Here is a 22,048-nt window from a genome sequence, read left to right as displayed (position 1 = left end):
GGAAGATTGCTCATCGATAGTCATATCTGTAATAAAGGCTAAGCATGGCGCAGTTTCCAGGATCAAATAAAAAGGCAAGACGGGTGATACCCGGCTTTCACTTGTCTTTGGGTTTTACGGTGTTTTATCTGGGCTTGATCGTCCTGATACCGCTTTCTGCCGTGTTCCTGAAAACTTTCACCATGACCTGGGAAGCGTTCTGGAATACCGTGACTTCTGACCGTGTGATGGCTTCTTACCGCCTGACTTTTGGCGCATCCCTGCTGGCTGCCCTGATCAATGTCTTCTTTGGCGGCATCGTTGCCTGGGTATTGGTGCGCTACAAGTTCCCTGGCAAACGACTGATCGATGCGCTGGTGGATTTGCCGTTTGCCCTGCCTACTGCTGTAGCGGGCATTACCCTGGCAACTCTTTATGCACCGAATGGCTGGATAGGTAAATTGCTGACACCGCTGGGCATCAAGGTCGCCTATACACCATTAGGTATTTTGATTGCGCTGACATTCATCGGCCTGCCTTTTGTGGTGCGCACGGTCCAGCCTGTATTGGAAGAAGCCGAGAAAGAACTGGAAGAAGCGGCAGTCAGCCTCGGTGCCAGCCATCTGCAAACTTTCTTGAGGGTGATCTTGCCCAGCATCTTGCCCGCCTTGCTGACAGGTTTTGCACTGGCCTTTGCCCGCGCCACTGGCGAATATGGTTCAGTGATCTTTATCGCTGGCAACATGCCCATGATTTCTGAAATTACACCGCTTTTCATGATCACCAAACTCGAACAATATGATTATGCCGGGGCGACGGCGATTGCCGTGGTCATGCTTCTACTGTCATTTAGCCTGCTGCTGGCGATCAATGCCCTGCAAGCCTGGACGCGCAGCCGCCAAAATGCAGGGAGGGATTGATCATGACGAGCGCCACCATCACTACGCCTGTCAAGGCACCATTCGCTACCCGCAGGCATGAGCCAGTGATTACCCCGGCAGCAACGCTGGAGCCGCTATGGGTACGCATAGTCTTGACTACGATAGCACTGGCTTTTTTGACCCTGTTTTTATTTGTACCACTGGCAGCCGTTTTTTCTGAGGCATTGAAAAAAGGCTGGGAAGTTTATCTGGCGGCCATCATAGAAGCAGATGCCTTGTCGGCCATCAAACTGACCCTGATTGCCGCTGCCATATCCGTGCCTTTGAACCTGGTATTTGGTGTGGCTGCAGCATGGGCTATCGCCAAGTTTGAGTTCCGTGGCAAGAATGTTTTGCTGACATTGATCGATTTGCCGTTCTCGGTGTCACCGGTTATTTCTGGCCTGATCTATGTCTTGCTGTTCGGTGCCCAGGGTTGGTTTGGTGAATGGTTGCGTGAACATGACATCAAGATTTTGTTTGCTGTGCCAGGTATCGTGCTGGCGACCATCTTCGTGACTTTCCCCTTCGTTGCGCGTGAACTGATACCGCTAATGCAGGCACAGGGCAGTGAAGAAGAAGAGGCTGCTTTAGTGCTCGGCGCATCAGGCTGGAAGACTTTCTGGTATGTCACCCTGCCAAATATCAAATGGGGTTTGTTGTATGGCGTGATCCTCTGTAATGCGCGTGCCATGGGCGAGTTTGGTGCTGTGTCTGTGGTGTCTGGCCATATCCGTGGTGAGACCAATACCATGCCGCTGCAGGTCGAGATTTTATATAACGAGTACAACTTCACTGCCGCTTTTGCTGTCGCTTCATTGCTGACCTTGCTGGCCTTGCTGACACTCGCGCTTAAAACATTAGTCGAATGGCGTACCAATGAAAACCGCCAAGTAACACAAGAATAAAGAGAGAAGGGGTTTATCGTGAGTATCGCTGTTAATCAATTACAAAAACGCTTTGGCAGTTTCACTGCACTGGATAATGTCTCGCTGGATTTTCCGAATGGTGAATTGACCGCTTTATTGGGACCATCAGGCTGCGGCAAGACCACTCTGCTGCGGATTATCGCCGGGCTGGAATATGCCGACAGCGGCCAGGTTTTACTGGACGGGCAAGATGCTTCTTCCCAGCATGTGCGTGAACGCCAGGTTGGCTTTGTATTCCAGCACTATGCTTTGTTCAAGCATATGACGATATTTGAAAACATCGCTTTCGGTTTGCGCGTCAAACCGCGTCATCTGCGCCCGTCCGAAAGCGAGATCAAGGAGAAAGTCACCAAGTTGCTGGAACTGGTGCAACTGGACTGGCTGGCTGACCGCTATCCACCGCAATTATCTGGCGGCCAGCGTCAGCGTATCGCACTGGCGCGAGCTTTGGCAGTGGAACCGCGTGTGCTCTTGCTGGATGAGCCTTTCGGGGCACTTGATGCCAAGGTACGCAAGGAATTGCGCCGCTGGTTGCGTCGTCTGCATGATGAATTGCATGTCACCAGTATTTTTGTCACGCATGATCAGGAAGAAGCGCTGGAAGTGGCAGACAAAATTGTCCTCATGAACCACGGCAAGGTTGAACAGGTTGGTGCGCCGGCCGAGGTATACCAGCATCCGGCTACGCCTTTTGTGTATGGCTTCCTCGGTAATGTGAACCTGTTCCGTGGTCGCATCCATGAAGGCATACTCGATGCAGATGGTGTGCCTTTTGAGGCACCTGGTCATGCTGAAACCCGTGATGCTTTTGGTACTGGTTATGTGCGTCCACATGAGCTGGAGATAGACCGTTATTCCCCCGGTGCCACAGGCCTCAATGTACAACTGCGCCGCGTCCACAGTATAGGCCCACTGGCCCAGCTGGAACTGGAAAGAGATGACAACGGCGAACTGGTTGAAGCCATGATTTCTACCGAACGCTATGAACTATTGAAGCTCAAAGTTGGCGAAGCCCTGGTAGTGCGACCCAAGCGTCTGCATGTCTTCGTCGATTCCCAATAAGAATAAGGTTTACTATGAATTTCCAACAACTACGCTCCATCCGTGAAGCGTCACGCCGCGGTTATAACCTGACCGAAGTGGCAAATGTCTTGTTCACATCCCAACCAGGTGTCAGTCGCCAGATACGTGAACTGGAAGAAGAATTGGGCGTCGATATTTTCGAGCGTAATGGAAAACGCCTGACCGGCCTGAGTGAGCCGGGCAAGGATATTCTGCCCATCATAGAAAGATTATTGCTGGAGGCAGAAAACCTGCGCCAGGCTGGTGAAGATTATTCCGATCAATCCAAAGGCACCTTGACGATAGCCACTACTCATACCCAGGCGCGTTATGTCTTGCCCAAGGTAGTGCAGGGTTTCCGCCAGGCTTTCCCGGAGGTTCGCATCGCCTTGCAACAAAGTTCCCCTGAACATATTGCCGAATGGGTATTGTCCGGCAAGGCTGATATCGGTATCGCTACCGAAGGTCTGTCGCAGTTCAAGGACCTGGCATCTTTCGCCTGCTATGAATGGAATCACGTTGTCGTCGTCCCTGAAGGCCATCCTTTGCTGGAAAAAGAAGAATTGACACTGGAAGACTTGTCGACTTATCCATTGATTACCTATGATGTAGGCTTCACTGGCCGTGGTCATATTGATGATGCTTTCCGTCTTGCTGGTTTGCGCACGGATATCGTGCTGACCGCCATGGATTCTGACGTTATCCAGCAATATGTGGCACTGGGTCTGGGTGTGGGCCTGGTGGCGTCGATGGCAATTGAAGTGCAACGTGCACATGGTCTGAGAACTATTTCAGCCAGCCATTTGTTTGCATCGAATGTCACGCGTCTGGCAGTGCGCCGTGGTGCTTATCTGCGTGCTTATACTTATGAATTTATACAGCAGTTTGCACCAAACCTTGATAGGGATGAGGTCAGGCAGGCGGTTAGTGAAAACGAAGTAGTTTAAAAATTCATATTTTTGTTGCGTTGCAGCCTAAATTTTAAGCAATTCAGGCGCTGTCGTGAAGGCGTCACATCTCTCTGGTAAAATTAGGCAAATTATTCTAATTTCCGCAATTTTTATCAGAGGTTGACCATGCTTTACCCTGAATTGTTTAAGTCTTTGGAGCAAGTACGCTGGAATATGGAGTCCGACATCCCCTGGGATAAGTATGACGCCAGCAAATTGACACCAGAGCAGGCGCAAACCATCAAGATGAATGCCATCACTGAATGGTCTGCCCTGCCAGCGACCGAAATGTTCTTGCGTGATAATCGTGGAGACAGTGACTTTTGCGCCTTCATGTCCATCTGGTTTTTTGAAGAGCAAAAGCATTCCTTAGTCTTGATGGAATACTTGCGCCGCTTCCATCCTGAGTTGGTGCCGACGGAAAAAGAGCTCGACAATGTACGCTTCGAGTTTGATCCAGCACCTCCGCTGGAAACACTGATGTTGCACTTCTGTGGTGAAATCCGCCTGAACCACTGGTATCGCTGCGCCTCTGACTGGCATACCGAGCCTGTGATCAAACATATATACAAAATCATCAGCCAGGATGAGGCACGCCATGGCGGTGCTTATCTGCGCTACATGAAAAAATCCCTGACAGAAGCTGGCGATGTGGCCCGCGCTGCATTTTCCAAAATTGGTGTCCTGATGGCATCCGCCAGACGTACGGAAAAGCCGCTGCACCCGACCAACCTGCATGTCAATCAGGCGTTGTTCCCGAACGATACCATACAGTCACGCCTGCCCGATCCGGACTGGCTGGAACGCTGGCTGGATGGCCAGATCAAGTTTGATGGCGTATGGGAAAAGAAAGTCGTTGACCGTATCTTGCACAATATGTCTCTGCTGTTTGAACGCACTTTTGAAACTGTGCAAGACTTGAACCGCTATCGCAAGGAAGTCGCACAAAGGCTGGTTATTCTGCCTGGCAGCATGCCTAGTGCTGCATAAGCCTGGTCTGAACCTGTACAATTGCCGCTATTTATTAGCGGCTTTTTTTATTTGTACAATCAAGACCTCTCAACACAGAGGCACGGAGACACAGAGGGGGCACAGAGGAAATTCGTATGTTTTTCCGTAGGTTGGGCTACGTTTTACCAACCCAACACCGTGCCTTTGATAAGCGTATGCGTTGTTTATTCGCCGAGTGTTGGGCTGATGAAGCGTAGCCTAGCGAGGCCCGGCTCAACCTACAACAAATTACGATTTCGGTTTTCTCTATGCTTTTCTCTGTGTCTCTGTGCCTCTGTGGTGAGTGGTTTTCGTAAAATACCCACAAAATTTCCTATGCCAGAATTCGAAAAAAAATTAACCACCCGCAGCGAGCTAGCTGAACGCGTACGAGCACTTCCCAAGCCCGTGGTCATGACCAACGGCGTGTTCGACATCCTGCATCGAGGTCATGTCAGCTACCTTGCTGATGCGCGTGAATTTGGGGCTTCGCTGGTGGTCGCAGTGAATACCGATGCTTCGGTCAAGCGCCTGGGCAAGGGCGATGACAGGCCGCTTAATGCCTGTGAGGATCGCATGGCTGTGCTGGCAGCGCTGGAAGCAGTTAGCCTGGTAGTGGAGTTTGATGAAGACACCGCCTTGCAAGCCGTGCTGGCAGCGCACCCGGATGTATATGTCAAAGGTGGCGATTACGATATGACGTCTATCCCTGAAGGCCAGGCCGTGCTGGCTTACGGTGGTACGGTGGCGGCGATCGATTTTGAACATGACCGCTCGACTAGCAAATTGCTGGCCAAGGTACGTTCAGGTAGCTAAGTTTAGGCGGATGAGTTGTTTTGTTGCTGTAGCAGGATTTCAAATTCTTCTGGTGGCACGGGTTTCGAGAATAGATAACCTTGCGCAAAATCGCAGCCTGCCTGCTTCAGCAAGTCATGCTGCTGCTGGGTTTCCACCCCTTCGGCCACGACCTTCAAATCCAGTTTGTGCGCCATCATGATGATGGCTTCAGACAGTGCGATATCACTTTTATCAGATGCCAGGTTGCGGATGAAGGATTGGTCTATCTTGAGATAATCGATATCAAATTTCTTCAGATAGGAAAGTGAAGAATAACCGGTACCGAAATCATCGAGCGCAACCTGTATCCCGGCATCGCGGAATTGCAAAAGCTTGCTGGCAATTTTCTGGCTGGCATCAAGTAACAATCCCTCGGTGATCTCTACGGTAATTGCCTGGCCTGGCAGGTTTTGCAATGCCAGATGATGTATCCAGTTAACATAGCGTTCCTGGTCGCCCTGGAACTCCATGGGCGACTGGTTGACACTGATCTGGAAGTCTGGATGATACAGTTCACGCCACTTCTTGACCCAGCTCACTGCTTCGCGGAAAACCAGATCCCCAATGGCGACGATCAAACCGCTGGTCTCGGCAATTGGGATGAATTCCATAGGGCTGACGAAGCCCAGTTGCGCATGGGGCCAGCGCACCAGGGCTTCAGCTTTCTGTATTCTTCCTGTATGAATATCGACGATGGGCTGAAAATAGACGCGCAGGCTGTTGTCGGCAATGGCGGCACGCAAATCATTGGTCAGGCGCAGACGTGTCAGCGCCGCTGTTTGCAGTCCAGGAGTGAAGTAACTGAAGCGATTCCTGCCTTGAGCTTTGGCCGCATACATTGCCTGGTCTGCATGCTTGATCAGGTCATCCAGATTGTCCGCATCACGCGGATAAATGGTAATGCCCACGCTGGCAGATAAATAGATTTCTTCACCAGCCAGCTGGAAGGGCTTGGACATGCTGCGTATGATGTTTTGCGCTATCGTCTCTGCACGGTTTTGCTCATGCATCTCCGGTAGTGAGACGGTAAACTCATCACCGCCCAGGCGTGCCACGGTATCACTTTCCCTGACGCAGTGGCGCAGGCGGTGTGCCGCTTCTATCAGTAAAGCATCGCCGGTTGCATGGCCCAGGGTGTCATTCACTTCCTTGAAAAAATCCAGATCGATGAACAGTACCGCCAAAGCCAGATGATGACGCTTGCTGCGCTTGATATCGTGGTCCAGCCTGTCATAAAACATGCGACGGTTAGGCAAACCGGTCAGAGTATCAATATTCGCCTGCTGCCAGACCAGAGCTTCGGTTTTTTTCTTTTCGGTGATGTCGAGTACTGTACCGAGCATGCGTTGTGGGCGACCATCTCTATCCCATTCGACGACAGCACCGACTGATAGTATCCAGCCCCATTCTCCACTGGCTTTTTTTTGCCGGAATTCGACGCGATATTCATTGGTCTTGCCTTCCAGATGCTCCGTGAAAGCGCGGGCAGCTATGGGGAAATCGTCAGGATGTACCCTGGCTGCCCAGTTCTTTTTATTCTCTTGAAAACTGTCATGTGCATAGCCCAGCATAAGCGCATATTCCGGATTGACGATGGCATCTCCGGTTTGTACATTCAAATCATACAAACCCTGATGGGTAGCAGACAGCGCCATGCGCAGGCGCTCTTCACTTTCACGCAACGCACTTTCAGCCTGCTTTCTTTCTGAAATGTCAGTGTGGGTGCCGACCACGCGGGTTGGTCTGCCCTCGGCATCGCGTTGTATGACGGTGCCGCGTGTCAGTATCCATTTCCAGCGGCCATCCTTGCATTGCACTCGATGCTCATTGATGTAGATCGCCGTCTTGCCATCAAAATGGTCTTGCCTGTCCTGATACATCTGCTTCAGGTCGTCTGGATGAGTGCGCTTGTCGAGTTCTTCAGACAAGTCTTCTATCTCATCCTTTTCGTAACCATAGATTTCGCGCAGGCGGTCTGACAATATTTCTATGCCAGTTTGTGGATACCAGTCCCAGACACCATCGCCCGCACCTTCCAGCGCCAGTTGCCACCGTTCTTCGTGCAGATGCAGTTGTTCTTCACTTTGTTTGTTGTGGCTGATATCAACGATCATTGCATAGCAGCCCCTGACTTTGCCATTGAGGTCAAAGACGGGTAATAGCTGAGCAGAAATATTGCGAGTGCCACCATGCAGATAGGGGACCGTGGCTTCATAAGTCACGGATTTTCCACTCAGGGCTAGCTCGACTTTGGGGCGGATATGTTGAAAAGCTGCATCGCCTATCACTTCAGCCATATGCTTATTGATAATGGCAGAACTGGGGATACCAAACCAGTGGTGATACATCTGGTTAATGAATTGATAGCGGTAGTCTGCATCTACATAAGAAATGCAGACAGGTAAAGCATCTATCAGATGCCGTAGCTGCTGAAGGTCATCTTCGAATTGCTCAATTACTGGGTTTTGCACGTTCTGGTCCTGGCCTGGGGGCAATCACAGTAGTAGCGGCTGTCTGGATATTGTCTCAAGTGACCATGCTAAAGGATTTTTCATAAAGTGCAGCAAATTTTCAAATACCTTGTGGTAAATAGGATAATTGCTGTGCAGCAATGAAAATGTCAATGCCGCACTTCAGTTGCCGCCTGCGTAACCATGTTGCCGCCAGGCCTCATAGACGACGACGGCAACGGTATTCGACAAGTTCAGGCTGCGGTTGTCTGGCCTCATTGGCAGGCGTATGCGCTGGCTGGCGGGGAAGGATTCACGCAATTCAGGTGCCAGGCCGCGGGTTTCTGCACCAAATACAAAGTAGTCCCCAGGCTGAAAAGCCATAGACGCAAAAGGCGTGGAGCCATGAGTGGTCATGGCAAACATGCGGCCGGTATCGGGTTGCTCACTGGCACAAAAAACTGCCCAGTTTTTATGCACCTTCATGCTCGCATAGTCATGATAATCAAGACCCGCGCGCTTCATTTTGGAGTCGTCCAGTGGAAAGCCCAAGGGTTCTATCAGGTGCAGTTGTACACCCGTATTGGCACACAGACGGATGATATTGCCAGTATTTGGCGGTATTTCTGGTTCGACCAAGACAACGTGAAACAAGGTGATTCCTTAATGAATGTGGGGGAGAGTGCGGGCGAAAACATAAGCAGTCACTTTGGCTGCGCCGTGTCGCTTCAGCATTGTAGCGATTTCATGCATGGTCATGCCAGTAGTCATCACATCGTCAACGATGCCCAGGTGCAAATCTCTGACACTGTCCATGTCATGTTGACAAAGGCAGAAGGCGTGCTTGACATTGCGGGCCCTGGCTGCCGTTGGCAGGCCACTTTGCATGGCGGTTTCCCGACTGCGTTGCAAAATGTGTACATCGCCAGGAACTCCCAGGTGTTTGGTGAGCGTGCGAGTGATTTCCCAGGCCTGGTTAAAACCGCGCTCAGCCAATCGCTTGGCCCCCAGAGGCACGGCACAAAGCAAATCCGGTAGTTCACTGCCTTGCTGCTGCAAGATGCTATCCCTGAGCATACGGGCAAACCACGGTGCCAGGGCCAGTTGATGGCCAAACTTGAGAGACAGCACCAGTTGGTCTTGTGGCGCTGCGTAATCACAAACAGTCACGGTTCTGTCAAAAGCAGGCGGATTACTCAGGCAATCACCACAACGCGGGCTGGCGCTGGCAGGCGGCAAGGGCAGGGCGCATTGCAGACACCTATGTTGCTCAGTCTGGAAATAGGCTAGTTGACACGCGCTACAAACCACATCGCTGCTGTCAAGATGGCAGAGGGCACACGAATTGGGTATCAGGGCCGCAATAGAATTTTGCCAGGCTTGTTTGAGTTTATCTGTGATCATTGGCTAAAGCGTGGGCACATCAGTGTAAACTGCCAGCTTAACTTATAATCGCAGTTTCTTGCAATTTTGCCTATGTTGAGTGCCCCCATCAGTTTGCAATTGGTACGCCGCCTGTTTGCCGACGCTGAAAAAATCCGTGCTTCCGACTTTTTGCGTCGTGAAATTGCCACGCGCATGCGTGAAAAGCTGGAACTGGTCAAAATCGAGCCCACTGGCTTTCTGGATGCTGGTTGCGGCGAGACGGATGATATAGCAGAGTTGCAAAAAAACTATCCTTCAGCCCAGGCTTACGGTGTTGATGCCTCTTTGTCCATGTTGACGGCAGGCAGGGACAAGCAACTGGCAGCAAAAAGCGCTATGGGACGCTTGTTGGCAAAGTGGACGCCCGCAGCCTTGCGCCAGGATGGTGGGCAGCATTTGCTATGTGCCGATTTTGCCCGTTTGCCCATGGCGAATTCATCTGTCGATCTGATCTGGTCAAATCTGGCCCTGCACTGGCATCCCCAGCCCGACCTGGTGTTTGCTGAATGGCGCAGGGTGTTACGGACTGAGGGCTTGCTGATGTTTTCCTGCTTTGGCCCTGATACCATGATGGAATTGCGGCGAGCCTTTGCTGATGTCGATGATTTGCCGCATGTGTTGCCCTTTGTCGATATGCATGATTTTGGCGATATGCTGGTTAATGCAGGCTTTTCAACACCCGTTATGGATATGGAAAAAATCACCCTGACCTATGGCGAGCCTGAAAAACTACTGGAAGATGTACGTGCACTCGGTGGTAACCCCCTGATGACACGCCAACAAGGTTTGCTGGGCCGCAAAGCCTATGAGCGATTGCTGGTGGCACTCGAGAAAAACAGAAATGCAGATGGTCGCCTGACACTGACTCTGGAAGTGGTTTATGGTCATGCCTTCCGTCCGGTTAACCGAAAAACTGCGGCTGGTGAATCCATAGTTCGCTTTGATTTGCCTAAAAAGTCTTCTTAATCCAGATCAAGCCCGAATCAAAAAATGCGCAAAAACTGCAAAATCACCGCATAAATCTTTGTGACATTTGAGCCAGATCATGGCTGGAAGAAATGTATTCTGCTTGATATCACCCAGCTTTACGCCTTATACTCTCGCAGTTGTGGACGTTGCCGGTACGCATTTGTGATTTTTAGATCTGTGTCCTTGGCGCTCTGTTAAAAGAATTCTAATCGGGTTTTGGGGAAAGACATGAAACATGCTAAGCGATTAAAGTCGTTCATGCTGGGTGCCTCGCTCTTGGCTGCAAGTTTGCCAACGTGGGCGGTGGTCAATGGACCAGCTGTAGATATGAAGGGCGGTCCGGCGATAAAGCAGTTGAATCTGCAACCACCTGTTACACAAATTGCGGAGCAAATTTATTCCATTCATAACCTGATGCTGGTTATCTGTCTGGTCATTTTTGTGGCAGTTTTCGGCGTGATGTTTTACTCCATACTGAAACACCGCAAATCTGTAGGTCACAAGCCTGCGACGTTCCATGAAAGTACAGCGGTAGAAATCGCCTGGACAGTCGTACCGTTTATCATTGTTATCGTCATGGCCTTGCCAGCAACAAAAACTGTTGTGGCGATGAAAGATACCTCGAATGCCGACATCACCATTAAAGCCACTGGCATGCAATGGAAATGGGGCTACGATTACCTCAAGGGTGAGGGCGAAGGCATTTCCTTCCTGTCCACCCTTTCCACACCACGCACACAAGTTGGTGCGCCTGGTGTAGAGCCAACAGAAAAACGCGGCGACAACTACCTGATTGAAGTTGACAATGAAGTTGTGGTTCCGGTCAACAAGAAAATCCGCGTGATCACGACTGCCAATGACGTTATCCATGGCTGGACTGTTCCGGCTTTCGGCGTGAAACAGGATGCGATTCCTGGTTTCGTACGCGATACCTGGTTCAAGGCTGAGAAAATCGGTACTTACCGTGGTCAGTGCGTAGAGCTGTGCGGTAAAGAACATGCCTTCATGCCTATCGTTGTTACTGTCGTCTCTGATGCAGACTACAAAAAATGGGTAGATGGCAAGAAGAAGGAAATGGCTGCCAAGGCAGACGATCCTAGCAAGGTCTGGACTGTGGATGAGTTGAAACAACGCGGTGAAAAAGTTTACACTCAACACTGCGTAGCCTGTCACCAGGCAACTGGTAAGGGTGTGCCCGGTGCATTCCCTGCGCTGGATGCTTCTGCCATGGTAACTGGTCCAAAAGCACCTCAGATCAATATCTTGTTGAATGGTAAAGCACCAGGCATGCCTGCATGGAAAGGTGTTTTGTCTGACACAGAAATTGCGGCAGTCATTACCTACACACGCAATAGCTGGTCTAACAAGGCTGCTGAAAACATCGTCCAACCGGCTGAAGTTTTGGCTGCGCGCAAGTAATAAACAGGAAGAACAGGAGAAAAGATGAGCACTACCTCAGCTGATCACGCTCACGATCACTCTCACGACCACGCGCATGACCATCCACATGGTTGGCAGCGCTGGTTATTTGCCACCAACCATAAAGATATTGGTAGTCTGTATCTGTGGTTCGCATTCACGATGTTGCTGGCCGGTGGTGTCATGGCTCTGGGCATTCGTAGTGAATTGTTCCAGCCTGGTCTGCAACTCATGCAACCGGAGTTTTTCAACCAGTTGACGACCATGCATGGTCTGATCATGGTTTTCGGCGCCATCATGCCGGCTTTCGTTGGCTTTGCTAACTGGATGGTTCCTCTGCAAATCGGTGCATCCGATATGGCATTTGCCCGCATGAACAACTTCTCGTTCTGGCTGATGCCTCCGGCAGCGCTGTTGCTGATGGGTTCCTTCTGGGTACCTGGCGGCGCCACTGCTGCTGGCTGGACACTGTACGCACCATTGTCCACGCAAATGGGCCCTGGTATGGATATGGCGATTTTCGCTGTCCACATCATGGGTGCGTCATCCATCATGGGTTCCATCAACATCATCACGACCATCCTGAACATGCGCGCTCCTGGCATGACTTTGATGAAGATGCCGATGTTCTGCTGGACCTGGCTGATTACCGCTTACCTACTGATCGCTGTTATGCCGGTTCTGGCTGGTGCGATCACCATGACGCTGACTGACCGTCACTTCGGTACTTCCTTCTTCAATGCTGCAGGCGGTGGTGATCCTGTCATGTATCAACACATTTTCTGGTTCTTCGGACATCCAGAGGTGTACATCATGATTTTGCCAGCGTTTGGTATTGTTTCCCAGATTGTTCCTGCGTTCTCCCGCAAGCCCTTGTTTGGATATGCATCGATGGTGTATGCAACAGCATCCATCGCGATCCTGTCCTTCATCGTTTGGGCACATCACATGTTTACAACCGGTATGCCAGTCACGGCACAGTTGTTCTTCATGTATGCCACCATGCTGATCTCGGTACCTACTGGCGTGAAAGTGTTTAACTGGGTAGCGACAATGTGGAAAGGCTCGATGACTTTCGAGACGCCTATGTTGTTTGCAGTTGGCTTTATCTTCGTGTTCACCATGGGTGGTTTCACAGGCCTGATCCTGGCGGTAACACCAATTGATATCCAGTTGCAGGATACTTACTACGTGGTTGCTCACTTCCACTATGTATTGGTGGCAGGTTCCCTGTTTGCACTGTTCGCCGGTTTCTACTACTGGGGTCCAAAATGGACAGGTTTCATGTACAACGAAACACGCGGCCAGATTCACTTCTGGGGTTCGCTGATTTTGTTTAACATCACCTTCTTCCCTATGCACTTCCTGGGTCTGGCTGGCATGCCACGTCGTTATGCCGACTACCCTGCGCAGTTTACTGATTTTAATCAGATTGCCACGATCGGTGCGTTTGGTTTTGGTTTGATGCAGGTGTACTTCATCCTGGCTGTGGTGATCCCGTCCATCAAAGGCGGCAAGCCAGCACCTGCAAAACCATGGGATGGTGCTGAAGGCCTGGAATGGACAGTGCCTAGCCCTGCTCCTTTCCATACTTTTGAAGAACCACCAGTATTCAAATAATAGTAGTACGGCTTAGGCTCGCCCCGGTTTTGCCGGGGCAAGACAAAAAATGAGTAAGCAAAACAAACCGAATAACTTCAAAACAGCCATTATCTTGTTTTCTGTCGCACTGGTGTTTTTTGCTGGTGTCTTCATCAAGCAAACCTGGTTACGCTGAAAAGGTGTAAAAAATGTCGCAAGAAGAGCAGGGTGCAGGCAATAAGCGCAAACTGAACGCGAACATGATGGGCAAGTTGCTGGTGATTACTGTTTTGATGTTTGGATTCGGTTACGCCTTGGTACCCATCTACAAACAGATATGTGAGTTGACAGGTGTGAATATTCTGACACCCAAGGATATTTCAGTCGAAGAGCTATCCAACTCCCAGATCGACAGAAGTCGTGTAGTGACGGTTGAATTTGATGCAAACACGCAAGGCCCGTGGCGTTTTCGTCCTACCGTGGCGAGCATGAAAGTGCATCCCGGTGAAATGACACAAATCGTTTATGAAGTAGTCAACAAGCAGTCTTATAAAATGGATGCGCAGGCGATTCCTAGCTATGCTCCACAACAGGCTGCCAGCTACTTCAAGAAAATGGAATGCTTTTGTTTCAAGCAACAGACCCTGGAACCGAATGAAGCACGCCAAATGCCAGTGATGTTTTATCTGGATCCGGCCTTGCCGAAAGACGTTAAGACGATTACCTTGTCTTATACTTTCTTTGAAGTGGGTGGCAAGTCTCAAGCTGCTGCCAGTAAAGAGTCGGGTAAGTCATGACAGATTTGAAAGAAGCAAGTAAGCGTAAGGCTTCGTTTTTGGCAACAATGAAAGCCGTATTCTGGTCATTTTTGGGAATACGCAAGAAAAATGATTACGAGCAGGATGCAGCACAGTTGAATCCTGTTCATGTGATTATTGCTGGCATCATAGGCGCACTGATTTTCATCTCGGTGCTGATCATGATAGTCAAACATGTAGTCGCGAAATAATAATTCAAGTAGTACATTAAATTGCATCGGGAGATGGAAATGAGTTCTCAACACGCTAATGCGCCATACTATTTTGTGCCTGGCCCATCCAAATGGCCGGTACTCGGTGGCACCACCTTATTGCTGACCATGATAGGCGCTTCTGCCTGGGTGAATGGACTGGCCTGGGGTTCCTACCTGAATTTTGCCGGTATCATCCTGACCCTGGTGGTTTTGTATAAATGGTTTGGTGACGCCATTGCTGAGTCTGAAGGCGGCAAGTACAGCGCCCGTATCGACGTCTCTTTCCGTTGGAGCATGAGCTGGTTCATCTTCTCTGAAGTGATGTTCTTTGCTGCTTTCTTTGGTGCATTGTTCTATGCACGCGCCATCAGCATGCCCTGGCTGGCTGATCTGGATCACAAAGTCTTGTGGCCTGATTTTGCTGCCACTTGGGGTAACGTTGGCCCGGCTGGTACAGTGGAAGCCTTCAGAACCATGGGGCCTTTCCCTATTCCTACCATCAACACTGCCTTGTTGCTGACTTCTGGTGTGACGCTGACGATTTCTCATCACGCTCTGCGTGAAGGTCAGCGTGCCAAGACCGCATTCTGGTTGTTTGCTACAGTCTTGCTAGGAGCTGTGTTCATGGGCTTCCAGGTCTATGAGTACATGCATGCCTATAGCGAATTGAACCTGAAATTGACTTCTGGTATCTATGGTTCGACTTTCTTCATGCTGACCGGTTTCCATGGTTTCCATGTGACCATGGGTGCGATCATGTTGTCGGTTGTTTTGTATCGTCTCATGAAAGGCCATTTCACCGCAGAGCATCACTTCGCATTTGAAGGCGCTGCCTGGTACTGGCACTTTGTTGACGTGGTCTGGCTGGGTCTGTACGTTGTTGTCTACTGGCTGTAATAGCAAGCTTCAGTAGCATGAAAAAAGCCGCACAGTTAGTGCGGCTTTTTTACATATATGAAAGTGTGTGGATGGCTGGCCCTGCAGATATTGCGCTACCAGTAAATCTATCTGATGCCGGTAGGCTGAATCAGGCCATAATGATTGGCCAGCAAGATCAGCAAAAACAGGGTAATGGAAAAACCGACCCGGAACGCCAGGGCTTTCACCGTGCGATTGCTTTTTCCCTTGTCTTTCATTAAGTAGACCAAGGCTGATCCCATGCTGAAGATAATAAGGAAAAAAGCGATAGCGACAAGAATTTTCATGCTGTTTATTGTTGGTGCTTTTGATTGATCGATTTCTGCATTGTAATACCTTACTACTTGAATGCCTATTTCCTTCCGCTTCCGTCTGATTCCATTTATCGCCAGCCTGCTGTTGATCAGCCTGGGTATTGCTTTGGCGCAATGGCAGACTAACCGTGCGCAGGTAAAAGAAAGTCTGGCAGCGCAATTGACTGAGCGCCAGCAGATGCCTGCCCTGGCCTTGAATGCGCAGACTTTGCCAGAGCAGATACTACCATTTCGAAAATTGCAGCTCACCGGGCAATTGATACGCGAATGGCCTTTGTATGTGGATAACCGCCCATTGCAAGGCAAGGCAGGTTTATATGTGCTGATGCCATTCAAGCTGGCTGGCAGCAGTAAATATGTATTGATTGCGCGTGGCTGGCATCCACGTAATGGACGTGACAGGATGCAGATGCCGGATGTTCCTGTGCCCGCAGGTCAGATCGTGCTGCAGGGTATGATGCGGGACAAGCTCGACAGGGTAATGCAACTTGGCCAGGCTGAAATAGTCAAGCCTGGCAGCCTCTTGCAAAATGTTGATGTAGAAGCACTTGCAAAACAGACGGGCTGGGACTTTTACCCCTTTGTACTTGAGCAGACATCGGTTTTTGAAGATGGCTTGTTGCGTGACTGGCCCCAGCCCTCACTGGGAGCTGACAAGCACAGGGGCTATGCTTTTCAATGGTATGCGCTGGCCTTGATGGCCTTCTTATTTTTTGTTGTTACTGGAATTCGTCGTGGAAAAAACTGATAAGCAAACTTTGCGTGGTCGCTGGAAACTACTATTGGTGGTGGCAGTTTGTGCTGCTCCCATGATTTTTTCCTACTTTACCTATTATGTTGTCAAGCCCAGCGGCCGCACCAATTACGGGACCATACTTGACCCACGCAATTACCCCATGCCTAAACTGCAAGGTCATTTGCTGGGAGCTGCTGCCACCGATCCGGCGATCGGCCTGGAAGCCTATGCAGGCAAGTGGCTGATGGTGCAGATAGATAGCGGCGCTTGCGCCGAAGTTTGCCAAAAGAGGATGTATGACATCCGTCAGTTGCGCACTGCCCAGGGCAAGGCAATGGACAGGATAGAACGCGTCTGGTTGATTACTGATGATACCCCAATAGATACCTCGCTGATACGCCAGCATGACGGAGTGCGCATGCTGAAAGTGGATGCTGCGGCATTGAAAGCCTGGTTGCCGACAGAAAGCGATAGCCAGATCACTGACCATATTTACCTGATAGACCCGCTCGGCAATCTAATGATGCGCTTTCCAAAAGATGCGGATGCCAACAAGATTAAAAAAGACCTCAGCAAATTATTGCGTGCGTCTGCGATAGGTTAATCGTCATGTGGTTGCAGCTTGCGTTAACAGCACTAATGGTCGCGGTGATACCAGCGAGTATTATTTTCTTGTCCAAAGAAAAGAATAAATACCGCAAACTTATCGCAGTTACCGTGACACTGACTTTTGAACTCATCATGTTTGGTGCATTCACGCGCCTGACAGATTCTGGTCTGGGCTGTCCTGACTGGCCTGGTTGTTATGGCCAGGCCAACCCGCTGCAGTCCCACGCAGCTATAAAGGCAGCAGAAATCGCCATGCCTACTGGCCCCGTGACTTTGCAAAAAGCCTGGATAGAAATGGTGCATCGTTACATGGCCATGGGTGTAGGCATACTTATTATTGCCCAGATGGTCATCGCCTGGTCGCGCCGCCATCAACTCAATGCCAGCCCCTGGCTGTCGACCTTTCTCCTGTTTTTTGTTTGCCTGCAAGGAGCTTTTGGTGCCTGGACAGTGACTCTCAAGCTGCAACCCATCATCGTCACCATCCATTTGATACTGGGCATGGGCTTGCTTTCACTACTGAGTGCAAGTCTGGAACAACAAAGTTCTTCTTTGATAACTGTAAATATCGCCGCTACTGATGCCAGGCGCATGTTGTGGCCAGCCAGCCTGGCTTTGCTGCTAGTTTTCTTGCAGATTGCACTGGGCGGTTGGGTAAGCACTAACTATGCTGCACTGGCTTGTCATGACTACCCCATGTGCAATGGCAAGCTGATGCCAGCGATGGACTTTGAGCATGGTTTCAGCCTCTGGCGTCAGCTAGGCCAGACCGTCGATGGCAATTACCTGCCATTCAATGCCCTGGTTGCCATACACTGGGTGCACAGGAACTTCGCCCTGCTGGTGGTTGCTGTCTGCCTGTGGGCGGCGTTGAGAGCACGCAAGATTGCCGGATTGGAAAAGCTGGGCAGCCAGCTCTTGCTGGCCATCGTTGTCCAATTCATCATCGGTGTTTCTACCGTATTTTTTTCCTGGCCCTTGTTGCTGGCAGTTTTGCATAATGGGATGGCCGCCATGCTCGTGCTCTTGCTGACCATGTTAAACTACCGCATAAGGCATGTGAGCCTTGCCGCTGCCAAAGATAGATCATGACCACTTTAAGTTTGCCTTCCAACCGACTGGCTCAGTACTGGGCGTTGACCAAGCCCCGTGTTACCCAGCTCGCCGTGTTTTGCGCCGTTATTGGCATGTTTCTGGCGACGCCAGATTTGCCTGACTGGCGTGTCGTGGTGGCAGCTACCGTGGGTATCTGGCTGCTGGCCGGTGCTGCTTTTGCCGTAAATTGCCTGGTGGAAAAAGAAATTGATTCACGCATGGCAAGAACCGCACGCCGCGCGACGGCCCAGGGTGAAATCACGGTACCGCAAACCCTGGTGTTTTCAGGTGTTATTGGCGGCATGGGTATGTGGATCTTGTATACCATGGTCAATCCCCTGACCATGTGGCTGACTTTCATTACCTTCGTCGGCTATGCCGTGGTATACACCATCATCCTGAAACCGGCGACACCGCAAAATATCGTCATCGGTGGTTTGTCTGGTGCCATGCCACCGGCGCTGGGCTGGGCAGCCGTGGCAAATGATGTTCCAATGCAGGCATGGTTGCTGGTCCTGATTATCTTTGTCTGGACGCCGCCGCATTTCTGGGCGCTGGCGATGTACAGACGGGATGACTATGCCCGTTCTGGCCTGCCGATGTTACCAATCACCCATGGCCTGGAATTTACCCGCTTCCATATCTGGCTCTATACGATCGCCTTGTTTGCAACCACCATGCTGCCTTACGCGGTACATATGAGCGGGCTGATTTACCTGGTCAGTGCCATCATCCTCGGCCTGATCTTCCTCTGGTATGCATGGCGTATTTATAAGCACTACGATGACGTGCTGGCGCGCAAGACCTTTACTTTTTCCATCATTTACCTGTCATTGCTATTCGCGGCCCTGTTGATTGACCACTATATCAAGCTATGAAAATTCTGAAGCATCTTGCCAGTATGTTGATGGCGCTGAGTTTGCTGGGCTTATCTGGCTGCATGCCTGTGCAAGAAAAATTCAACAACACGGATCTGACCGGCCTGGATTATGCCAAGGATTTTTCCCTGACCGATCACAATGGCAAGCCGCGCACCTTGGCTGACTTCAAGGGCAAGGCTGTGGTGATCTTCTTTGGTTATACCCAGTGTCCTGATGTTTGCCCGACCACCATGGTGGAAATGGCAGGGGTCATGAAATTGCTGGGAGCTGATGCCGACAAGGTGCAAGTCTTGTTCGTGACGCTCGATCCTGAGCGTGATACCCAGGCTTTATTGTCCAATTATGTGCCCAACTTCGACAAACGCTTCCTGGGCCTGTATGGCAATGCAGAGGCAACTGCCAAGGTCGCCAAGGAGTTCAAGGTGTTTTATCAGAAGGTTGACGGTAAAACGCCAGGCAGTTATACCGTAGACCATACTGCTGGCAGTTATGTATTTGATCCCCAGGGACGCATACGTTTATTCTTGCGCCATGGCCAGGGGCCAGAGCCAGTTGCACATGATCTGAAGATACTCCTGAAGTGAAGGCAATTCCCGGCCAGCCTGAGACCTCCAGGCCGGGAAGTATTCATGGCGCCAGCTGCCTGAGTGCAGCGCGGACCTCGTTATGAACATCGACTTCTTGCATTAACTGCCAAACGCTGCCTGCGCAACATCAGCGAAACTTGTTCCCCGCACCGCGGGCCCCAGCAACAGCTTGCTGGTAAATGTCAAACCACGGTTGCGATAATAGCCCGTTTTCCAATAGTGGTCGCCAACAGCCCGGCCATAAGCAAATTGCAGCGTAGGTATATTCTTGCCTTCATAGACTTTGGTCCACTGAGCTGACGGGTCTTCGTCAAGTCTGGAAATGGCCAGATAACCACTGCTATCTGCTGCCCATGTGACTTCTATCATGAACTTGACCCATTTACCCTTGCTCAATTGCCCATTACTGAACTGGGCGCGAACTGCATTTTTGGGCTTGGTACGTGTTCCGCCTTCGAGGATATCTCCTGTTTGCAGGTTAATATGAAAGTCGCTTTCTGCACATAAGGCAAATGCCGGATTGGTTCCCAAGTTATCCGGGCCGTGCAACTGGAAAATAATGCCCCAGGGATAAGGATCAACAGAAGTGGCAACCGGAGGTTGCCAGTCAGCTGGTAATTTGACAGAAATTCCATAAAACTCTTTCCCGGAACCTGTATTGACTGATAATGGCGAAGCATTGAGTGATTGCATGGTCGATACTTCAGCACGCTCGCCGGACCATCCCCCGACCTGATCACCGGGCTTGACCTGAATTTGTGCCACAGCAATATCCGGTGAAAACCGTTCATTGTCACGAGGCACAATGCGATCTTTTTCCCATGCCTGTAAATCACGCCATACGCCACGGCCAGGCCGCTCGGTCTTGGCACTCCAGTCGCCCACAAAACTGACATTGGCCGGGAGTGTTTTTACTTGCGCTCCGCAGTTAAATGACATGAGGATAGTAATCAGTAAAATTGATGTTTTCTTTTTCATCACTTTGCCTTGCATTGAAAGCTGTTTGAACGTCAGCATAAGTTTTCTCCTTGGTGAGAATCCATGGTCTGTATCGTGTATAAAATAGCCAGACTCTCAGTGTGAGCAAAGCAGGTGATGAGCCTTGCTACGCTAAGTTCTACTGGCTTGCATGAGCATGAAGATGCGCAGAATCTGTGAGATGATCTTTCCTGCTGTTAATCGAAAATAGTTTGTTAGCTCCGCAGGATCAATGTAGCACCGCCAGAGAAATTAGTTAAGTGACACTATTTATTTTCGGCAATTTAATATGGAAAATCAGGTTTCTGCGTGGATTTTCATGCTGGCAATACATTCTGGAGCATTAACGGTAGGTGGATCACCAAAAACAAAAGGCACTCTCGCGAGTGCCTTTGTCATTACTGCAGCATATTTTGATTAAGCAAAACTGCTGAGGCTGCCCTTCATTTTCTTCAGGGCTGCGCTTTCGATCTGGCGTATGCGTTCGGCAGAAACGCCATACTCATCCGCCAGTTCGTGCAGGGTTGCACCTGTACCATCATCGTTTTTCAACCAGCGTGATTCTATGATATGGCGTGAACGTGCATCCAGCTTGGCAAGTGCAGATTCCAGGCCTTCGCTTTGCAAGCGATCATACTGGCGTGTTTCCAGAACACGGGTAGGCTCGTCAGATTCAGTTTTCAGATAAGCGATAGGAGCGAATTTCTCATCGTCATCATCCGTCGGTGCATCCAGGGCAATATCGTGGCCGGACAAACGCATTTCCATTTCGATGACTTCTTCGCGTTTTACATCCAGCGTTGATGCCAGGGCATCAATTTGCTTGGGTGTCATCGCGTCCAAGCCTTCTTTATGGCTGCGCAGGTTAAAGAATAATTTGCGTTGGGCTTTGGTCGTTGCTACTTTGACCAAACGCCAGTTTTTCAAAATGTACTCATGCATTTCGGCCTTGATCCAGTGCATGGCATAGGACACCAGACGCACGCCCTGGTCAGGGTCGAAACGTTTAACGGCTTTCATCAGGCCAATATTGCCTTCTTGAATCAAGTCGGCATGTGGCAAGCCATAGCCGAGGTAACCACGGGCGATGGAGACGACCAGACGCAGATGCGACATAACCAGTTGCTGCGCAGCAGCCAGATCATTTTCATTGCGCAATTTGTTTGCAAAGTCGATCTCTTCCTGATGCGTAAGCATAGGCAGGCGATTAACTGCAGAGATATAGGCATCAATATTACCCAGCGTGCCACTAAAGCCTAGGGCCAGAGCCGTGCTGTCAGTTGCAGGGATCAATTGTGTCGATGTAGTTGCCATTTTTCCTCCTTATTGCTGCCTTAAGAGTATCAATTACTCTTTTCGGCACTATCAAGTTCCTATATTAGCACTCTCTTGAGAAGAGTGCTAATA

The 22,048-nt window shown here is 50.3% G+C and carries 24 protein-coding genes; 18 read left to right on the top strand and 6 right to left on the bottom strand.

All coding sequences use genetic code 11. The annotated features are described in order from the left end of the window. The first annotated feature begins 44 nt into the window (after positions 1 to 44). The 6 genes from cysT (at position 45) to rfaE2 (ending at position 5,646) form a co-directional block, all read left to right on the top strand. The gene (gene cysT, locus Q8K39_RS20240) at positions 45 to 899 is read left to right on the top strand and encodes a sulfate ABC transporter permease subunit CysT (RefSeq protein WP_305262975.1); all 855 of its coding nucleotides are present in this window, start codon (positions 45 to 47) and stop codon (positions 897 to 899) included. A gap of 2 nt (positions 900 to 901) precedes the next feature. Beyond that, entirely contained in the window at positions 902 to 1,807 is a 906-nt protein-coding gene (cysW, locus tag Q8K39_RS20235; RefSeq protein WP_305262973.1) for a sulfate ABC transporter permease subunit CysW, read from the top strand. Between the two features lie 18 nt (positions 1,808 to 1,825). Beyond that, positions 1,826 to 2,890: a sulfate/molybdate ABC transporter ATP-binding protein gene (locus Q8K39_RS20230; RefSeq protein WP_305262971.1), complete on the top strand. Its 1,065-nt coding sequence runs from the start codon at positions 1,826 to 1,828 to the stop codon at positions 2,888 to 2,890. Between the two features lie 14 nt (positions 2,891 to 2,904). Continuing rightward, entirely contained in the window at positions 2,905 to 3,837 is a 933-nt protein-coding gene (locus tag Q8K39_RS20225) for a CysB family HTH-type transcriptional regulator (protein ID WP_305262969.1), read from the top strand. Between the two features lie 129 nt (positions 3,838 to 3,966). After that, positions 3,967 to 4,830: a ferritin-like domain-containing protein gene (locus tag Q8K39_RS20220; protein ID WP_186954941.1), complete on the top strand. Its 864-nt coding sequence runs from the start codon at positions 3,967 to 3,969 to the stop codon at positions 4,828 to 4,830. Positions 4,831 to 5,166: 336 nt separating this feature from the next. Continuing rightward, a complete protein-coding gene (rfaE2, locus tag Q8K39_RS20215) occupies positions 5,167 to 5,646 on the top strand; it encodes a D-glycero-beta-D-manno-heptose 1-phosphate adenylyltransferase (protein ID WP_305262967.1) in 480 nt (159 codons plus the stop codon). A gap of 2 nt (positions 5,647 to 5,648) precedes the next feature. Here the strand turns inward: rfaE2 and Q8K39_RS20210 are convergent, their stop codons facing one another. From Q8K39_RS20210 to Q8K39_RS20200, 3 genes are all read right to left on the bottom strand, one after another. Further along, a complete protein-coding gene (locus Q8K39_RS20210; protein WP_305262966.1) occupies positions 5,649 to 8,138 on the bottom strand; it encodes a GGDEF and EAL domain-containing protein in 2,490 nt (829 codons plus the stop codon). A 162-nt stretch (positions 8,139 to 8,300) separates the two neighbouring features. Beyond that, positions 8,301 to 8,771, bottom strand: coding sequence for a tRNA (uridine(34)/cytosine(34)/5-carboxymethylaminomethyluridine(34)-2'-O)-methyltransferase TrmL (gene trmL / locus Q8K39_RS20205; protein WP_186954938.1), 471 nt, complete (start codon positions 8,769 to 8,771; stop codon positions 8,301 to 8,303). Between the two features lie 9 nt (positions 8,772 to 8,780). Beyond that, positions 8,781 to 9,521: a phosphoribosyltransferase family protein gene (locus tag Q8K39_RS20200; protein ID WP_305262963.1), complete on the bottom strand. Its 741-nt coding sequence runs from the start codon at positions 9,519 to 9,521 to the stop codon at positions 8,781 to 8,783. Positions 9,522 to 9,593: 72 nt separating this feature from the next. Between Q8K39_RS20200 and Q8K39_RS20195 the strand changes: the two genes are divergently transcribed. The 7 genes from Q8K39_RS20195 to Q8K39_RS20165 all read left to right on the top strand — a co-directional run bounded on the left by Q8K39_RS20195 (position 9,594) and on the right by Q8K39_RS20165 (position 15,420). Next, a complete protein-coding gene (locus Q8K39_RS20195; RefSeq protein WP_305262961.1) occupies positions 9,594 to 10,508 on the top strand; it encodes a methyltransferase domain-containing protein in 915 nt (304 codons plus the stop codon). 231 nt (positions 10,509 to 10,739) lie between these two features. Beyond that, complete coding sequence (gene coxB, locus Q8K39_RS20190) at positions 10,740 to 11,930, top strand: cytochrome c oxidase subunit II (RefSeq protein ID WP_305262959.1); 1,191 nt, start codon at positions 10,740 to 10,742, stop codon at positions 11,928 to 11,930. 24 nt (positions 11,931 to 11,954) lie between these two features. Next, complete coding sequence (gene ctaD / locus Q8K39_RS20185; protein ID WP_186954934.1) at positions 11,955 to 13,550, top strand: cytochrome c oxidase subunit I; 1,596 nt, start codon at positions 11,955 to 11,957, stop codon at positions 13,548 to 13,550. 49 nt (positions 13,551 to 13,599) lie between these two features. Then, on the top strand, positions 13,600 to 13,707 hold the full coding sequence (locus Q8K39_RS20180) for a cytochrome oxidase small assembly protein (protein ID WP_211324343.1): 108 nt from the start codon (positions 13,600 to 13,602) through the stop codon (positions 13,705 to 13,707). Between the two features lie 13 nt (positions 13,708 to 13,720). After that, positions 13,721 to 14,308 carry a cytochrome c oxidase assembly protein gene (locus Q8K39_RS20175; protein ID WP_305262956.1) on the top strand — a complete coding sequence of 196 codons (588 nt, stop codon included), beginning with the start codon at positions 13,721 to 13,723 and terminating at the stop codon, positions 14,306 to 14,308. Next, positions 14,305 to 14,520, top strand: coding sequence for a DUF2970 domain-containing protein (locus tag Q8K39_RS20170; protein WP_110256436.1), 216 nt, complete (start codon positions 14,305 to 14,307; stop codon positions 14,518 to 14,520). The genes Q8K39_RS20175 and Q8K39_RS20170 overlap by 4 nt, the downstream gene beginning before the upstream one ends. Positions 14,521 to 14,559: 39 nt before the next feature. Beyond that, positions 14,560 to 15,420, top strand: coding sequence for a cytochrome c oxidase subunit 3 (locus Q8K39_RS20165; RefSeq protein WP_305262954.1), 861 nt, complete (start codon positions 14,560 to 14,562; stop codon positions 15,418 to 15,420). Positions 15,421 to 15,527: 107 nt separating this feature from the next. Here Q8K39_RS20165 and Q8K39_RS20160 read toward each other — a convergent pair whose 3' ends face one another. Next, the gene (locus tag Q8K39_RS20160; protein WP_186954931.1) at positions 15,528 to 15,728 is read right to left on the bottom strand and encodes a twin transmembrane helix small protein; all 201 of its coding nucleotides are present in this window, start codon (positions 15,726 to 15,728) and stop codon (positions 15,528 to 15,530) included. 61 nt (positions 15,729 to 15,789) lie between these two features. Here Q8K39_RS20160 and Q8K39_RS20155 point away from each other — a divergent pair, with 61 nt between their 5' ends. The 5 genes from Q8K39_RS20155 (at position 15,790) to Q8K39_RS20135 (ending at position 19,660) form a co-directional block, all read left to right on the top strand. Beyond that, a complete protein-coding gene (locus Q8K39_RS20155) occupies positions 15,790 to 16,503 on the top strand; it encodes an SURF1 family protein (protein WP_186954930.1) in 714 nt (237 codons plus the stop codon). A gap of 61 nt (positions 16,504 to 16,564) precedes the next feature. After that, a complete protein-coding gene (locus Q8K39_RS20150; protein WP_230413813.1) occupies positions 16,565 to 17,095 on the top strand; it encodes a cytochrome C oxidase subunit I in 531 nt (176 codons plus the stop codon). A gap of 5 nt (positions 17,096 to 17,100) precedes the next feature. After that, positions 17,101 to 18,192, top strand: a complete 1,092-nt coding sequence (locus Q8K39_RS20145) for a heme A synthase (RefSeq protein WP_186954928.1) — start codon at positions 17,101 to 17,103, stop codon at positions 18,190 to 18,192. Continuing rightward, the gene (cyoE, locus tag Q8K39_RS20140; protein WP_305262949.1) at positions 18,189 to 19,073 is read left to right on the top strand and encodes a heme o synthase; all 885 of its coding nucleotides are present in this window, start codon (positions 18,189 to 18,191) and stop codon (positions 19,071 to 19,073) included. Before Q8K39_RS20145 ends, cyoE begins: the two co-directional genes overlap by 4 nt. 23 nt (positions 19,074 to 19,096) lie before the next feature. Then, on the top strand, positions 19,097 to 19,660 hold the full coding sequence (locus tag Q8K39_RS20135) for an SCO family protein (protein WP_370868661.1): 564 nt from the start codon (positions 19,097 to 19,099) through the stop codon (positions 19,658 to 19,660). Positions 19,661 to 19,762: 102 nt separating this feature from the next. On the opposite strand, the gene Q8K39_RS20130 is transcribed toward Q8K39_RS20135, so the two are convergent. Together Q8K39_RS20130 and rpoH are read right to left on the bottom strand one after the other, a co-directional pair. Further along, positions 19,763 to 20,641, bottom strand: coding sequence for a heparin lyase I family protein (locus Q8K39_RS20130; RefSeq protein WP_305262947.1), 879 nt, complete (start codon positions 20,639 to 20,641; stop codon positions 19,763 to 19,765). Between the two features lie 417 nt (positions 20,642 to 21,058). Then, positions 21,059 to 21,955, bottom strand: a complete 897-nt coding sequence (rpoH, locus tag Q8K39_RS20125) for an RNA polymerase sigma factor RpoH (RefSeq protein ID WP_186954924.1) — start codon at positions 21,953 to 21,955, stop codon at positions 21,059 to 21,061. Positions 21,956 to 22,048: the final 93 nt, after the last annotated feature.

This window comes from Undibacterium sp., from assembly GCF_030683615.1.
In the GTDB taxonomy this organism is placed as follows: Bacteria; Pseudomonadota; Gammaproteobacteria; order Burkholderiales; family Burkholderiaceae_D; genus Undibacterium; species Undibacterium umbellatum.
This window is presented reverse-complemented; position numbering and strand designations above follow the sequence as displayed.